15 protein-coding genes and 5 tRNA genes are annotated in these 16,455 nt (G+C 35.7%); 13 read left to right on the top strand and 7 right to left on the bottom strand.

Annotated features, from left to right (window positions below; translation table 11 throughout):
* Positions 1–35: 35 nt before the first annotated feature.
* Positions 36–1,850, bottom strand: a complete 1,815-nt coding sequence (locus QUH73_RS17195) for an aconitase/3-isopropylmalate dehydratase large subunit family protein (RefSeq protein WP_289531669.1) — start codon at positions 1,848–1,850, stop codon at positions 36–38.
* 307 nt (positions 1,851–2,157) lie between these two features.
* Here QUH73_RS17195 and QUH73_RS17190 point away from each other — a divergent pair, with 307 nt between their 5' ends.
* A complete protein-coding gene (locus QUH73_RS17190) occupies positions 2,158–3,330 on the top strand; it encodes an MFS transporter (RefSeq protein ID WP_289531668.1) in 1,173 nt (390 codons plus the stop codon).
* Positions 3,331–3,359: 29 nt separating this feature from the next.
* On the opposite strand, the gene QUH73_RS17185 is transcribed toward QUH73_RS17190, so the two are convergent.
* Together QUH73_RS17185 and QUH73_RS17180 are read right to left on the bottom strand one after the other, a co-directional pair.
* On the bottom strand, positions 3,360–4,127 hold the full coding sequence (locus QUH73_RS17185) for an MBL fold metallo-hydrolase (RefSeq protein ID WP_289531667.1): 768 nt from the start codon (positions 4,125–4,127) through the stop codon (positions 3,360–3,362).
* A gap of 45 nt (positions 4,128–4,172) precedes the next feature.
* Positions 4,173–5,096, bottom strand: a complete 924-nt coding sequence (locus QUH73_RS17180) for a bile acid:sodium symporter family protein (RefSeq protein ID WP_289531666.1) — start codon at positions 5,094–5,096, stop codon at positions 4,173–4,175.
* A gap of 157 nt (positions 5,097–5,253) precedes the next feature.
* Between QUH73_RS17180 and QUH73_RS17175 the strand changes: the two genes are divergently transcribed.
* The 4 genes from QUH73_RS17175 (at position 5,254) to QUH73_RS17160 (ending at position 8,891) form a co-directional block, all read left to right on the top strand.
* Positions 5,254–5,961 (top strand): SAM-dependent methyltransferase, encoded by a 708-nt coding sequence (locus QUH73_RS17175; RefSeq protein ID WP_289531665.1) that lies wholly within the window; start codon positions 5,254–5,256, stop codon positions 5,959–5,961.
* A gap of 437 nt (positions 5,962–6,398) precedes the next feature.
* Positions 6,399–7,349, top strand: a complete 951-nt coding sequence (locus QUH73_RS17170) for a carboxypeptidase-like regulatory domain-containing protein (RefSeq protein ID WP_289531664.1) — start codon at positions 6,399–6,401, stop codon at positions 7,347–7,349.
* Entirely contained in the window at positions 7,349–7,885 is a 537-nt protein-coding gene (locus tag QUH73_RS17165) for a hypothetical protein (protein WP_289531663.1), read from the top strand. Before QUH73_RS17170 ends, QUH73_RS17165 begins: the two co-directional genes overlap by 1 nt.
* Before the next feature lie 106 nt (positions 7,886–7,991).
* A complete protein-coding gene (locus tag QUH73_RS17160; RefSeq protein ID WP_289531662.1) occupies positions 7,992–8,891 on the top strand; it encodes a DNA/RNA non-specific endonuclease in 900 nt (299 codons plus the stop codon).
* A 364-nt stretch (positions 8,892–9,255) separates the two neighbouring features.
* On the opposite strand, the gene QUH73_RS17155 is transcribed toward QUH73_RS17160, so the two are convergent.
* Positions 9,256–10,284: a DHH family phosphoesterase gene (locus QUH73_RS17155; protein WP_289531661.1), complete on the bottom strand. Its 1,029-nt coding sequence runs from the start codon at positions 10,282–10,284 to the stop codon at positions 9,256–9,258.
* Between the two features lie 215 nt (positions 10,285–10,499).
* Between QUH73_RS17155 and QUH73_RS17150 the strand changes: the two genes are divergently transcribed.
* Entirely contained in the window at positions 10,500–10,919 is a 420-nt protein-coding gene (locus tag QUH73_RS17150) for a nucleoside-diphosphate kinase (RefSeq protein WP_289531660.1), read from the top strand.
* A gap of 57 nt (positions 10,920–10,976) precedes the next feature.
* Here QUH73_RS17150 and QUH73_RS17145 read toward each other — a convergent pair whose 3' ends face one another.
* Together QUH73_RS17145 and recF are read right to left on the bottom strand one after the other, a co-directional pair.
* On the bottom strand, positions 10,977–11,267 hold the full coding sequence (locus QUH73_RS17145) for a DUF721 domain-containing protein (RefSeq protein WP_101259901.1): 291 nt from the start codon (positions 11,265–11,267) through the stop codon (positions 10,977–10,979).
* Between the two features lie 5 nt (positions 11,268–11,272).
* Positions 11,273–12,373, bottom strand: a complete 1,101-nt coding sequence (gene recF / locus QUH73_RS17140) for a DNA replication/repair protein RecF (protein ID WP_289531659.1) — start codon at positions 12,371–12,373, stop codon at positions 11,273–11,275.
* Positions 12,374–12,549: 176 nt separating this feature from the next.
* On the opposite strand from recF, the gene QUH73_RS17135 reads away from it, so the two are divergent.
* From QUH73_RS17135 to QUH73_RS17105, 7 genes are all read left to right on the top strand, one after another.
* Positions 12,550–13,242, top strand: a complete 693-nt coding sequence (locus QUH73_RS17135) for a tetratricopeptide repeat protein (protein WP_289531658.1) — start codon at positions 12,550–12,552, stop codon at positions 13,240–13,242.
* 475 nt (positions 13,243–13,717) lie between these two features.
* Positions 13,718–13,799 (top strand) — tRNA-Tyr (locus tag QUH73_RS17130).
* 41 nt (positions 13,800–13,840) lie between these two features.
* Positions 13,841–13,913 (top strand) — tRNA-Gly (locus QUH73_RS17125).
* A 23-nt stretch (positions 13,914–13,936) separates the two neighbouring features.
* Positions 13,937–14,018, top strand: a tRNA-Tyr gene (locus QUH73_RS17120).
* Positions 14,019–14,063: 45 nt separating this feature from the next.
* Positions 14,064–14,136 (top strand) — tRNA-Gly (locus QUH73_RS17115).
* 11 nt (positions 14,137–14,147) lie between these two features.
* Positions 14,148–14,235 (top strand) — tRNA-Ser (locus QUH73_RS17110).
* A 251-nt stretch (positions 14,236–14,486) separates the two neighbouring features.
* A complete protein-coding gene (locus QUH73_RS17105; protein ID WP_289531657.1) occupies positions 14,487–15,230 on the top strand; it encodes a phage integrase SAM-like domain and Arm DNA-binding domain-containing protein in 744 nt (247 codons plus the stop codon).
* A gap of 184 nt (positions 15,231–15,414) precedes the next feature.
* On the opposite strand, the gene QUH73_RS17100 is transcribed toward QUH73_RS17105, so the two are convergent.
* A complete protein-coding gene (locus QUH73_RS17100; protein WP_289531656.1) occupies positions 15,415–16,446 on the bottom strand; it encodes a DUF5627 domain-containing protein in 1,032 nt (343 codons plus the stop codon).
* Between the last annotated feature and the right edge of the window lie 9 nt (positions 16,447–16,455).

Genomic DNA, 16,455 nt, shown 5'->3' with positions numbered 1-16,455 from the left:
GTGAAGTACTTTGAATCTCCTTTGTGGTAAATTTCCTAAAACAAACCACCATTTTGGTAAATCTCAAGCTGAACTTCAGAGAAACGCTCTCCTTGTACCGAGATATTCTTAGTTGTATTGGTGATTTTACCAGTCTCTAAATCCAAACGAATCGTATCACCATCAGTCAGGTTTAGCTTTAAAATATCAACGCAAGTCATAATTGGAAAAGCTGCATTAATGGCATTCCGCTCGTAAATTGCTCCGTAAGATTCTGCCAGAACACCTTGTATTCCCAATGCTTTAAAACAATCAACTGCCTGCTGTCGGGAACTTCCACATCCAAAATTCTTGTGAGTAATCACAACATCACCCGACTTGGCTTTTTGTGCAAAATCTTCGTATCCTTCCAAATTATCGAAAGTATACTGTCCCATTTCGTCTATATCAGTAATGGAAAGATATCGATTGTGATAAATCATATCTGTATCGATATTATCCATGGGAATGTACCAAACACGTCCTTCAATTCTTTTGGGTTTATCGCACAGGTCGGCACCCTTCTGAACCATGGTTTCCGCTTCTTTAATTTTAGTTTTTCCAACTCCAAATGTTACGGGAAGCTCCGGTATTTCATCGTGCGGAACAATGCAACCGGCAATGGCAGAAGCGACTACTGTTGCAGGCGAAGCCAAATAAACCAGTCCTTTACCCTGTTTGCCAGGGAAATTTCTGTTCCCGGTACTAATGGTTACCTCTCCTTCGCCATTCTGACCCACCTGACCGGCAGCACAACCTGCACAACCTGCATTCGAAACCATAGCTCCGGCTTCTTTAAAAATATCAATTAAGCCTTCCTTTAAACATTCATTCCAAATTTCATCGGTAGCGGGAACGATCTTAAAAACGACACCAGGAGCTACTTTTTTCCCTTTTAGGATATCCGCCACAATCCGAAAATCTTCCATTCGCCCATTGGTACAACTTCCAATAAAAGCCGAGTCTATTTTCACTCCTTTGGCTTTGCTAACCGGAACCGTATTGTGAGGTTCTCCCGGCAAGGAAACCCTGGGAACAAACTCTTCCAAATCTATTTCAAACACCTGATCGTATTCGGCATCCGGATCAGCTTTCACTGCATCAAACTTCCTTCCATTTCGAAACTGACTGTATTCTATAATAGCATCATTAGGAGTAAACAAAATAATGATACAGCCCATTTCTGTAGCCATTGATGAAATTGTAATTCTTTCATCAAGAGTCAGGTGATCTACTTCCTCACCATAAATCTCCACAGAATATCCAAGAAGAGAATTCGCTCCAAACCGGTTCAACAATCCCAAGACAATATCCTTGGCATAAATTCCGTCCGGTCGCTTTCCATTTAAATTTATTTTAACTGATTTAGGGACTTTGAACCAAACTTTTCCCTTATGAATGGCTGCAGCAATATCTTTATCGCCCATTCCTTGCCCGAATGCGCCAACAGCACCCAAAATATTGGCATGAGAATCTGTAGTTACGGCAGTAATTCCTGAATAAGCAAGACCTTGCTCAATTAAAGTATGCGTTCCAATACCGGTATTAATATCGAATACTTTCACGCCATTATCCCGTGCAAACAATCGGCATATTTGTTGGTTTACCGCATATTTCTGATCTGAACCTGTAGGGTTGCAATCAAAAGTAAAATAAGTCTTTTTCGGATCGGCAATCTTCAAGTTATGCTCCTGGATATTTTTAACCACATTCGCTCCCCCAAAATCCCGGGCTGCACGAATGTCAATCTCTACATCAATAATATCGCCAGGCTTTACAACACTCTCTTTGGAGTGATTTGCCAAGATCTTCTCGATTAATGTCATTCCCATAGTTTCAGGTATTTTAGATTTGATATCATCTCTTCTTATTATACTACAGCTCACATAACCAACTACTCACCTTCTAATTTACACAAAATATCTTCGCCATCATCACCATTTAATTCCGTTTTACAAATAGCTTAATTGAATGCGAAAATAGAAACCCCATTGGTTTCACAAACACCTATACTGCTTTATATGAATACTTAAGCCAGTCTATTTTCCTTAATAAACAATATCATGAAAATCAAATAATCAAGAACAAAGGCTTTTCTATTTCGAATGTGCGAGTATCTTTGCAACTCAAATTAAAGCAATGACAAGATCTATTTCCGGAAATATCCCAAAACTGTATTTGATTAAAATTTCCAAGTGGTTCATGCTCACCATGCCCATTATTGTTCTTTTTTATCAGGAGAATGGTTTGAGTATGCAGGATGTACTTACTCTTAAAGGGATTTATTCTGTGGCAGTAGTTGCCTTGGAAATTCCATCGGGTTATATTGCTGATGTTTGGGGCAGAAAAAAATCACTGATTTTAGGTTCTATTCTGGGGTGTTTGGGTTTTGTAGTCTACTCTTTTAGCTCAGGATTTAACGGCTTTTTAATTGCAGAATTGATATTGGGAATTGGCAGCAGCTTTATATCCGGTTCCGATTCCGCTTTACTTTACGATAGTCTGCTTAAAATGAATAGGGAAAAAGAATATCTAAAACAGGAAAGCCGGGTAATGTCCGTTGGGAATTTTGCAGAAGCTCTTGCTGGTATTGCCGGTGGCAGTTTGGCTTTAATCAGCCTGAGAACACCCTTCATTTTTCAATCATTCATTGCATTCATTGCCATTCCTGCCTCCATCCTATTAGTCGATCCAAATCAGAATTCAATAAAATTAAAAGTTGGATTCAATCATATTCTTGGCATTGTGAAATTCTCACTTTGGGACAATGTCAAATTACGCTGGAATATTGTTTTTTCATCGGTTATTGGATGCGCAACGCTAACACTTGCCTGGTTCATTCAACCCTATCTGCGGGATTTAAACATGGAAGTCAGCACCATTGGAGTAATCTGGACTCTTTTGAACCTAACCGTAGGAATTACAGCACTTTCAGCACATAAAGCGGAGGGATATCTTGGAAAAACCGGGACTTCTATTTTTATTGTCATAGGAATCTCAGGAGGTTTTATACTAACTGGCTGGTTCAATTCGTTGATTGGGGTTGGTGTTCTTTTCTTTTTCTATTTTGTGCGTGGAATTGCAACTCCTGTTTTAAAAAATTACATCAATCAAATTACTGAATCGGAAATGAGAGCAACGGTGCTCTCTGTCAGGAATTTTATCATTCGAATTTGTTTTGCCATTATTGGTCCGTTTTTGGGATGGTACACCGACCATTTCAACCTTTCATCAGCCTTACTACTTGCTGGAGCAATCTTCTTTGTTCTGGGCGGAATAAGTGTGTTTTTTATGACTAAAGCGGAGAAATAGAATTCTTTAAACTAAACAATCAGAAGCAGTTATTCCACCTCTATCTCCAACTCGTCGTAAGCCAAAAAAACATTATCGGGCAATTCAGCTTCTACCTCATCATGAAAGCCCATCTGATGACTTATATGAGTAAAATATGCCTTTTCGGGCTTCAATTCTTTTACAATATCCAATGCCTCCGAAAGAGTATAGTGCGAAATGTGAGTTTCTTTTCGAAGAGCATTCAGGACCAAAACTTTTAAACCTTTTAATTTCTCTTTTTCTTCCGGAGAAATATAGTTCGCATCAGTAATGTAAGCCAAATCCCCAATTCGAAAACCATAAACAGGCAATTTCAAATGTTTCACCCGAATGGGCTGTATGCTAGTACCATTAATATGAAAAGCTTCATCAGTCACATCAATCAGGTTCATCTGAGGAATTCCCGGGTATTTAAATTCAGCAAAAACGTAAGAAAATTCTTTTTTTAAAGATTCCTGTACACGCTTTTCGGCATAAATGGAAACTGCTTTTTTATTCACCCAATTAAATGCACGAATATCGTCTAAACCAGCTGTGTGATCTTTGTGTTCATGAGTGAAGATGATTGCAGAAATATTCTCAACTTTTGCACGCAGCATCTGATATCTAAAATCGGGTCCGCTGTCAATTACCAAATTCTGACCATCAACAGTTATCAACACAGAAGAACGTAACCGTTTATCCTTATGATTGTTTGACTGACAAACCGGACATTTACAGGCAATAATAGGAACCCCTTGAGAAGTTCCTGTTCCTAAAAAAGTTAATTTCACCATACAATTTTTCTAATACAAATTCTCTTGCAAAGCGATCTAAAAGATCTATTTTGAATCTCTTATTTCTTTTCGAATGGACAGATAAAGCAAGTATGCCAGCACAAAAACGGCCATTACTGCTGAAGGAATTGCCGCTTCTTCTCCAAATAATGTTAAAGCTGTAACCACTGCAAAACCAGAACTTTTAATCGTAACCAAAAGATTTTGAGTCATCGCTACAGGAGCTTTAACTCCAAGTTTACGGCTAAAAAATTCATAAATCCATCCCAAACCAAAAATCCCAAGAAAAAGCACCAGAGACACCAGCAAGAGTACATCAAAATTAGAAAAAAATACTTGTCTATTTAAGCCAACGGCTGTAAAAATTATCAAAGCAAATCCCCAATCAACAATTTTACCTCTCACCTTTTCTATTGTTGGTTTAATGGGGTGCCAAAGCAGCAATCTTGAAATTAGTAAGGGAACCAAAACCAGCTGTACCATAGTAATGAATAAATCGAGCGGGTTAATCCCTCCATCAATATTTGAAAACAAACCAACAATGAGCGGCGCAAAAAACAAGGATGAAATAAAAGCTCCCAAAGTTCCGACTATGGCATACTTTAAATCACCATCCAATATATGTGAGAAAGGAATAACAGCAACACCTGGCGGTGTCGAAGCAATCACCACAAACCCCAAAAAAAGTTCAGGCGTTGGCATCAACCAATACGACAATGCAATGATTACAGCTCCAAATACCACATAATTCAGAAACGATCCCATCAGCATTGGCAGGATCATCTGCTTTAAAGGAAACATGGCTTTTGTAGAAATTCCAGTGGTTGAAAAGGTCATTACGATTGCTAAAATGTAAAAAGTATACTCTTTTAACAGACTGGCCCAATCGCCAATCAGCAATCCTAAAACGACAGCAAGAACCAGAATAAAGTTTCGATTTAGTATTATTTTACTTGCAATTTGTGTCATATTGTAATAAATATTATCAATTACCCGCAAAGATGTAACAAATCAAGATAACTTCAAAACTATTCAGAATGAATACAGATAACAAACTTACATTTGACAAGCGACCATTTAAAGAGTAACAGACTTATTTTGTACATTTGCCGAAAATATATCATTTATGAAAGGCAAACTTTTTTTAATCCCAACTACTTTGGGTGATACAGAAATCGATCAGGTAATACCAAATAACATTCAACAACTGATTCCGGATATAAAACACTTTATTGTTGAAAACATCAGAACAACACGACGTTATCTTAAAAAAGTGAATCAGGATATAAACATAGATGAGCTCACCTTTTATGAACTAAACAAACACACTTCTCCAAAAGATATTTCAACTTATCTGGATGCTATTGCCGATCATGACATGGGGATTATTTCGGAAGCCGGATGCCCGGGTGTTGCTGATCCTGGAGCAGATGTTGTAAAAATTGCCCATACTAAAAACATACAGGTAGTTCCATTGGTTGGACCTTCCTCCATATTACTTTCTTTAATGGCATCTGGTTTTAACGGACAAAACTTTGCCTTTAATGGATACTTACCTATTCCGAGCGACGAGAGAAGCAAGAAAATTAAACATTTGGATCACCGTTCGCTAAGTGAAGGTCAAACACAACTATTTATTGAGACTCCTTTCCGAAACATGAAAATGCTTGAGGATTTACTTCAGAATTGCAGTCCGGCCACTAAACTTTGTATTGCTGCCGATATCACACTCGAATCGGAATACATCAAGACCATGTCGGTACAAGCATGGAAAAATAATCTGCCGGATTTACACAAAAGACCAGCTATCTTTTTGATCCACAGAGAAAAATAAAAAAAATAGGCTGATTTAAACTATTACTTAATTAACAATGACTTTTCCTTGTATCTTGATTTTACAATGGAAAAGGTTGTTAGCACTCTAAAAACGGGTCAACAACGACTCTCCCCTTTCTATTTATATTATCGTTACTCATCGCAATTTAGATGCAGTACGACTATTTTAAAATCGAACTAAAGTTAATGTGTTTTTACTGGGCACAATAAATACCGATAAGTCCTACCAATCCTAAAAAATAACACAAACACCTACAATACAGGTCAATACACGACACACATCTAACTTTCATTAGCTTAATAATTAAACTATCTCATAAGAAAACGCAGAATAATTTATAAAAAAAATATATTTTAAGTTATGTATTATTTGTTTTAACTTAGCAATATAAAGCAAACGAACGAAATACTACAGTTAAATTAACTTAAATTATTATGACGTACAATTTTCATCCTATATCTACAATTGAAGGTATTGGAACAAATCTGGAACAATGCTTTTTGAACAAAGGTATTCGTTACACCGAAGATCTAATAACGGTTCCTTTTCGCAATCTGCAACAGACATTTAAAGACAACTCATTAATCTTTAACAAGCTTAATGAGTTTAAAAAATGTGCAATTATTTTGCAAACTACTAATGACAAACAGCTTACAGAATCTTTTGTGAAATCTGGTATTCAGGGGCTGGCTGAGCTAGGGTGGAAAAAACCGGAGCGCTTGGTTCAAATTGTTGAGGAAAGTAAGGAAAAGAGACTATTAAAAGACAGTCTGGATTTACTTAAAGCTGTTGAAATTCAAAAATATGCTATTGAGTTTAAAAACACAACTATCTTTTACGGCAAGGTCTTTAACAAAAGTAAGGAACCTGTTGCCAATGCAGAAGTGTATATTAACAATAAGCATTTTGTGACAGATGACCAAGGTCAATTCTACATACCTGGCATACAATATGGCAAGCGTAAAATTGTAATTCGGGCAGAAGGATTTAAAAGTGTTAACATCACCAAAGAGTTTACTCCGGATAGGACTGTGACCTACACTTTTACATTGCTTGAAGGAACAAATAAGGTTAACAAGCTTATTCATACAATTAATCCAGGAGATAAATTTGTAACTAAAAAAATAGAGCCTTCTGATTTAAATGCCGGCGACAAATTTTATGTGAACTACCTCTACAAAAATAGTTCCATCGGGCTACTATCCGTTCATCAAACTAAAGAGGATTATATAATTACAACACAAAAGTTAGTTGCACCTTCTACAATCATTGATGATTCATCAATACAATTGAAAGACAGCTTTGAATGGACAGGAAAAACTTTTAAAAAAATATCCGGTTCATTAATAAAATTAAGATTATTAACCCCTAAAATTATAAACTAATGGATTTTTCAGAAAAATGGTACTTTGATGGTGAAAACGGTTGTGAAGTTTGCCAAGCAGCTACAAATTTCTATGATGAAGAACCAGAACGTCCACATGAAAACTGTGATTGTGATATTAGTCAGGTTGGAGACGGAGAAGCTGAAGGATATCAGTTCGACACCATAACTAGAAACCACACCACATCCTATACAGAAGAAATAACATTGGCTCCTCTTCATAACATGTGTGCTTTTCAATATGAAGTTTCAATGTCAATCGACAGTTCGGATTATGAGAGTGAAATACTATCTGAATTAGATACCGATGATAATGATGTACGGGAGATTAATCATTCCAGTATTGAAATTAATGAAACATTTGATCTTGAACGTGGTCAGGGTGCTGATCCCGTAGTAACAGTTACTTTTAACATTACTCAACTAATTGAGGAGAGAACATGTAACGGAGAATTTGACGAGGTGCTAACTGACGAGGTCTACATTACCATAAATTATGAATTAGACGAAAATGTTAGTCAAGATATCGATTATTAAAAAATGGAGCTTTCCTACAAGAAAGCTCCATGCTCTTTTTTTGCAACCCATACCTTTCCATATTAACACTTTACTAAATTCACATCTCAAAATACATAAAAACTTTATGCCTGCATTTATCCTTAAAAAAGCAAGAAACATAATACTATCAGCTTTTTATCTGCTTCTTCCATTTTTTTCTTTTGGTCAGGAATATTTGCCAATATCCAATGGAGAAATAGTTCATCACACCTATTATACCCTCTCCTATTCTGAGGATTATGAGCAAGCCAATTGGGTTTATTACAAATTAAGGCCTGAGCATGTTTTGTCCTGGGCTATACGGCGAAACTGTTTTAAACCTGACACGCTTGTCAGCACCTACTCTGCCGAGTTAAAAGATTACGAAGGAAATGGCTATGATCGTGGCCATTTATGCCCTGCTGCAGCCATGAAAATAAATCAGGTGGCCATTAATGAGTCTTTTTTTATGTCTAACATCTCCCCTCAACATCCCGGTTTTAATAAAGGTATATGGAAGGAATTAGAAAAAAGAGTCAGGTATTGGACATATAAAGAGAAAGAACTACATGTGGTGACCGGGCCAATTTTTGATGAAATAATAGATTGGATTGGGGATAACCAAGTAGCGGTTCCCGGCTCCTATTTCAAAGTAATTTTTGATCCAACCGACGACTTAAAAATGTTAGCTTTTATATTACCCAACAAAAAAATAGATGAACCACTTACAAACTATGTAGTCTCTGTTGATTCAGTTGAAAGAAGAACCGGTATAAATTTCTTTTCCCAACTCGAGTTGCATTTACAAGATAGTTTGAAATCTAATTCTGATTACAGCTTATGGTACAGCAAGAAATATAAACTCCCGTTTTTTTATCATGCTAATTCTGAAGTTAAACAATGCAATGGTATTTCGAAGTACACCAACGAAAGGTGTAAGTCCCGTACAAGCAATAAAAATGGTTATTGCACTAAGCATCAATACCAAAATGTAAAAGAGCATTAACACAAAAGACCGCTACAATAAACAATTCTCTATTAGTAAAACCCTGTAGTTCCATTATAACAACATTTCCCTTTAAAAAATTAATCGTTGCAAGTTACAGCAGGCATCCCGGAAGTAAGATTCATAGATGTTAGAGTACATCAGGTATTTTCTACCAAGAGAAAGGCATATCCAACGATGATCGGGTAACTTTAATATGAATGCTTGAAGATTTACTTCAAAATTGCAGTTCAGCTACTAAAATCTGCACAAAGGACCTGCGATCTTTTTGATCCACAAAGAAAAATTAAAAAAAACAGCGCAGATAATGAATCTGCGCTGTAAATTTTAAGACTTCTTAAAACAAAAAATCAAATCAGTTTCTTTACAAGCTATTATAAAATTCAGGCAAAACCTGTTTGAATTGATCAATTGCTTCCTTTAATGACTTCTCTGTTCTGCCACCTGCAGCATTTATATGCCCGCCCCCATTAAAATAATCTCTGGCAACCCTGTTTATAGGAACATCACCTTTCGATCGAAAAGATATCTTAACGACATCATCCTTTTCAATAAAAATTACAGAAACAAGCATACCTTGAATGGAAAGAGGATAATTCACAAATCCTTCAGTATCGCCATCCTTGTAGTTAAAACGAACTAAATCTTCCTTTGTTAATGTAATAATGGCTGTATTGAATTCGGACAAAACTTCTAATCCCTGATCCAAACAATGTCCCAATAACTTCATCCTGTCCGGAGAAAAATTATCGTAGATATTCGAATGGATTTTACTTTTGTCAATTCCTTTTGCTAGTAAACTCCCAACAACCTGATAAGTTCGTGGCTGAGAAGAATTGTAACTTAAACCTCCTGTATCAGTAATAATTCCGGTATAAATACATTCCGAAATTGACTCATCAATCATGTCTTCATCGCCTAAAGCCTCAATGACTTCGTACATCATTTCGCAGGTAGAACACATTTGAGTATCCGAAAACATCAAATCAACAATTTGCTCAGGTTCGGGATGATGATCGATCATGATTTTTTTTGCAGTCGCTTTCCCCAGCACTCCTTCCAAATCGCCTGAGCGCTTAAATGAATTATGGTCTACAATAAAAATAAGATCAGATGAATTAATATACTCCTCAGCCTTTTTCTTCCCATTGGTATAAATCCAAACATCAGCATTTCCAGGCAACCATTTTAAGAAAACCGGATAAGCACTTGGGCTGATTATTTGTGCCTGTTTCCCTTTTTTTACCAAATATTGGTGCAAGGCCAACGAGGATCCAATAGCATCGCCATCGGGACCCGAATGTGGTATAATTGAAATTTTTGCACACTCATTAAGCAATGTTTCCACTTCCTTAATCAGCTCTGCATCAATTCTATTTTGCAAATTATTCATTCTTTTTCTCTTGTAATAATTATTATAAGCTGGTAAAGATACAATAGATCGTTAGATTTTATATATGGAAGTAGGATAGATTTACGAATCATTTGCCGAGCATGAGGAATACTTTGAAGAATTAAATTCTCAATTACCTGTTTTGTTAAATGAACAGTTGCACAAGTGCTCAGAATCATTATTTTTGTATTTGAAATATTTAACTATACATATATATGAGAAGCGATAGAACCTTTACCATGATAAAACCGGATGCTGTTGCAAACGGACATATCGGAGCTATTCTGGCCAAAATTAACGAAGCAGGATTCCGCATTACTGCCATGAAATACACCAAAATAACTAAAGATCAAGCAAAGAAATTTTATGAGGTTCATCAGGAGAGACCATTTTATGAGGATCTTACCGATTTTATGAGCTCGGGAACTATTGTAGCTGCAATTCTCGAAAAAGATAACGCTGTTGCAGATTTCAGAAAATTAATCGGAGCAACCAATCCAGCTGAAGCTGAAGAAGGAACAATTCGTAAAGAATTTGCAGAATCGATGTCCCGTAATGCCGTTCACGGATCGGACAGTGATGAAAATGCCTGCATCGAAGGTGCATTTCATTTCGCGGGAACTGAGATATTTTAATCAGTAAATTTTAAAAATACAGGACGCATTAAGTACCATCTTAGTGCGTCTTTTCTTTTACCTAACAATAATCTCATCAATAATGTTCGCCTGCACTTCTCTGTTTAAAGCACGCATTAAGCCTTCACGAATCATTAGCAGTTCATTTCTAATTACTGATGAGCGCACTTTTACAAATAGCTTTCGATTACGAATGTAAATGTCAGTAGTAGCATTGGCAACCGTTTTACCAATCACTTTCTCCCAAGAATTAACCAACTCATACTCTTTCAAGCGCCCGTCCAGATTGCTTTCCTTAAGTACCTGCCGAATTAATTCATCTATTTTTTGTGTTTGGCTTCTTCTCATTTTATTTAGCTTACAATGGCTCCTTTATCAATTACAAACAATTGGTACTCCTGCTCCATTCCCGAAAGTATTTCGTTCAAATGATCACGATTAGTATCGGATATAAAAATCTGACCAAAACGATCTTCAGAAACCAATTTTACAATCTGCTCAACTCGCTGCGAATCCAGTTTATCAAAAATATCATCGAGCAAAAGAATAGGATTAAATCCCGCAATTTGCTTTATAAAATCGAATTGCGCGAGTTTTAAAGCAATCAAATAAGTTTTTTGTTGTCCCTGAGAACCCATCTTTTTAATAGGATATCCACCCAGAGTTAATTCCAAATCATCTTTATGAATTCCTACTGTAGTATACTGAGTTACCTGATCTTTCCAACGGGCATTTATTAGCAAATCACGTAATGAGTTATCATGTAAAAGTGATTTGTAATCCAAATTCACCGTTTCATTCCCTAAAGAAATCATCTGATAATACTCCTGAAAAACAGGCATTAACTTATTCAAAAAATCCTTTCTCTTTTCATAAATAGAAGTTCCCAGCACAATCATTTGTTCGTCCCAAATACTTAGTGTGTCTTCATCGAATCTGCTGCCGGCAGCAAAATCTTTCAATAATTTATTTCTTTGTTGCAGAACACGATTGTAACGAATCAAATCCTCCAGGTATTTACGATCATATTGTGAAATTACGCTGTCCATATACCTGCGACGCTCCTCACTCCCATCAGTAATCAAACTGGCATCTGCCGGAGAAACCATTACAATAGGCAATAACCCAATGTGTTCCGAAAGTTTTTTATATTCCTTTTTATTCCTTTTAAAATTCTTCTTCTGCCCGCGCTTTACACCACAATACACCACCTCATTTAAGTCTTTGCGCCTGTAAGTTCCTTCCAGCACCATAAACTGTTCATTGTGATTGATATTTTGCTGGTCGCTCACAGAAAAGCATGACTTACAAAAGCTTAAATAATACACCGCATCCAGCAAATTGGTTTTCCCCATCCCATTATTCCCAATAAAACAATTGATTTTCGGTGAAAAATTCAATTCCAGATCAAGTATGTTTTTATAATTTAAGAGGGATAATTTTTCCAGATGCATGTATGAATGGATTAGATGACTATTGCAAAATTACTAAATTAAATCAATTTGGATTTACTTATTTAGTTCTATAATATTCTAAAATCCCATCTTCACTTTTTACTGAAAAAATGTATGATATTTCGTAAAAAAAATTACATTTGCGTTAGAAAAAATAAAACTAATAATATTTGAGCATGTCAAAAAATAAAAACAATCAGGTATCTGAAGATAATTTTGAAAATTTAGAAGAAGCACTAAGCAAAACCGAACAATATATTGAGAAGAATCAGAAAAAACTGTCCACTATTGCTTTAGTAATAATTATTTTAGCAGTAGGAATTTTTGCCTATCAAAAATACTACAAAGCTCCTCTTAATGAGCGTGCTCAAAATCAGTTATTTCAGGCTCAAAGATATTTCGAGAAGGATTCATTTAATCTTGCATTAAACGGAGATGAAAATTATCCTGGGTTTTTGGATATTATTGATGAGTTTAGCTCAACTCCGGCAGGAAATATTTCAGAATATTATGCTGGTGTTTCTTATTTAAGAATGGGCAAATTCCAAAATGCAGTTGATTGTTTAGAAAAATTCAGTTCTGATGATTTCTTACTTAGTGCTCTTGCAAAATCTGCCATTGGTGATGCTTATATGGAATTAGGAAATACTAAAAAAGCAGCTTTAAATTATATGGATGCCAGTTCATTTAATACAAATGATTTCACAACACCTATTTATTTGCAAAAAGCAGGACTTGCTTACGAAATGTTAGGAGAGTACAATAAAGCACTAGCTGCTTACGAAACTATTGAACAAGACTTTTCTAAATCAGCAGAAGCCCGAGATGTTGAAAAATACATCACAAGAGCTAAGTCGATGATAAAGTAAAACAAACTCAAAATATAAAAACGGAGGCTAAACAATAGTCTCCGTTTTTTTTTGCTCTTTTTCTAAAATACAAACTGATAAAAATTACTATTTACAACAATAGAAAGCGCAGGAAAAGACTTACAGGTATAAATCAACGTTCTTCTCCGATCACAATTCTTTACTCTTTAAACAGCCTAAAAAAGAGATACAATCAAATACTCCTCTCCTGATCTCCGTCAGAAAATCTACAGAAGCGAAATCAGTTCAATTCAATTTTCAGATCGCAATAAAAGCAGTCCTGTTTCATAAAAAAACAGCGTCTCAAATTTCCAGGAGAATTATATGGAAAAAATATTTCATAGGAAATCAAACACTTACATAAATATTTCATTTTTTTTGAAAAAAAAACACAGGCACCCCTTGTATTTTGTAGTAAAGCTCCTATATTTGCATCCGCAATCAAGAAACAAAGTTCTTTACATACATTGCATTGGGGGAGATACCAAAGTGGCCAACTGGGGCGGACTGTAACTCCGCTGACTTCGTCTTCGTAGGTTCGAATCCTGCTCTCCCCACTTTAAATTTTTTAACCAAGGAACAAACGTGTTTCTTGCATGCGGGAATAGCTCAGTTGATAGAGCATCAGCCTTCCAAGCTGAGGGTCGCGAGTTTGAGTCTCGTTTCCCGCTCATTTTTTTTGAAATTATTATTTGGGGAGATACCAAAGTGGCCAACTGGGGCGGACTGTAACTCCGCTGACTTCGTCTTCGTAGGTTCGAATCCTGCTCTCCCCACTTTGATTTCGATTGAGAAAGCTCAATCATTATGAAATCATTAATGCGGGAATAGCTCAGTTGATAGAGCATCAGCCTTCCAAGCTGAGGGTCGCGAGTTTGAGTCTCGTTTCCCGCTCAATTATTATTGGAGAGATGGCAGAGTGGTCGAATGCGGTAGTCTTGAAAACTATTGTGCGGCAACGTACCGGGGGTTCGAATCCCTCTCTCTCCGCCATGCAGAAATGCAATAGAAGGAAAAGCCTTGTAAACTTAACGTTTACAAGGCTTTCTTCATTTAGTACCAAAGCAATTAAACACCTAAACCTACATTATAATGGTGTTTCGAAAGGTGTAGATTAGAAAGCTTAATTTTGCTACACCTCGAACAGGTACTAATGCACTGTAATTCATCCTTTTGCTCCGTTCAAATTTCACTCGTTTGCTAGTTTTGACAAATCGTTTTAACACATTCAAAAACTAGTAACAATGACACAAAAAACTTCTATTTTATTTTTTGCAAGAAAAACTACCCAACTAAAAAATGGAGAATCTCCGATCTTTGTAAGAATTACTATCGATGGGCAAAGATTAGATATCTCTTTGAAGAGAAGTATTGATTCTAATCTATGGGATGCCAATAAGGGAAAGTGCAAAGGCAACTCACTTAAGACAAAAGAAAACAATCGTTACATCCATTACATGGAAGAAAAACTCCTGAAAATCATTACTGATCTTGAAATTCAAGAAGAGCTTTGTTGTAAAAATGTAAAAGCGAGCCTAAATCAGGAAAATGAAGATCTTAGTATTATAAGCATCTTCCAGAGACACAATGAGAGATGTGAAAAACGTATTGGGATAGATATGGCAGAAGGTACAGTAGAACGATACAGAACCTGTTTAAAACACAGTCAGACCTTCATTAAAACACAATACAATTTAAAAGATTTACCTCTAAACAAAATCAATCACCAATTCATTACTGATTTTGAACATTACTTTCGAACAGAACGGAAATGCTCAACCAATACCACATTTAAATACCTTAAGAATTTTAAGAAAATAACGAATTGGGCTCTTGCAAACGAATGGATGAGATCGGATCCCTTTGCCAAAATCAAGTTCAAAATGGAAAAGGTTGATAAAGAGTTTTTGGATGATGAGAACCAAAATTGGCTAATTATATATCTTATCAAAGACACTTTCAAAGTGTATATTCTCTTCGATAAGTAATAATCATAAACTCAAACCAGTTTATAACTTTCATTTATGATCTCCAAATTTTCTGCTTGATCCAAAAACAACGATCAATTCCATTAAAATATGCAATAACAAAAGAGACTGTCGTTTAATGACAGCCTCTTAAAATTATATTTCAAGCAAGTTAAATAATACTATTTAACCATTCAAGTACCTTTTACGGAACCAAAGTAGGAGTAAAAGTTTCAAGAACTATATCTCGGTCTCTTACAACAAGAGTATCATTAAATGAATGCGTAGTTGTTCCAAAATCTATACTATAATCTAAATAAACCACATTTCTCGCCTTGTCACCCCATTTATCACCATCATTAACATATTTTCCAGTTCCACTTACGCTGTAACCTGCCGTTAAAGGTTCTGAAACAGTACATTCTCCATCTTTAGTAAAATTCAATCGAATCTCAAATGGAATATCAATATCAGATCCTCCGTTTCTGGTAGAAAGAGACAAAGAAACCTCACCTAAAGTCATCGTATTCATTTTAACAACCTGATCATCTGCAATATAATCTTCATGATAAACATTAGTTGTATTTAATGAATTATCTCCATTATTTGCTACAACAACATCCTTACCTCTCCTTAAATAAGTTGCATCCCAAGAATTAATATACTTAATACAATAAAATATATAATCTTTTGGTACTGTACCCCAATCTGAAGCTATAGCTCTATTGGGGTTTTCAACAGCAGGTTCTCCACACAGAATTGAGTCTGCATTTTGTACATTCTCTATAAGTAATGGAATAACATAGGTATTGGTAATGGCGTCAGGATCTGCAAAAAATGCATCTGTTAATTGTACTTCTATGCCTCCTGTTCTAGAGCCTTTAGGTATTATAATTTGCATATCATCTGCAAGCGTATAATAATCACTTGGCATAGGCAATACAGATTTTCCTGATTCAAACTGGAGATTCTGGCATAGTGAATTATCAACAGTTACGTCAAGAATCCTATTAACTGAATTCTCATAAACACCTCCTATTGTGGCCATAATTTTACACTTATGCTCATTATCAAGAGAATTCTCATAAATATCCTCACCTAACACAATAGTTCTAACAGGCGTTTGATAAGCAAAATACACTGTCGTATAATCGTAGTCCTCAAATTCCCAATCCTGATTATGACATGAAGTTATCAGTGTAAGAATTATCAGTGAAATAAAAATTAACTTTTTCATTTTCCTTAT

The sequence above is a fragment of the Labilibaculum sp. K2S genome, assembly GCF_030372765.1.
GTDB lineage: Bacteria > Bacteroidota > Bacteroidia > Bacteroidales > Marinifilaceae > Labilibaculum.
This window is presented reverse-complemented; position numbering and strand designations above follow the sequence as displayed.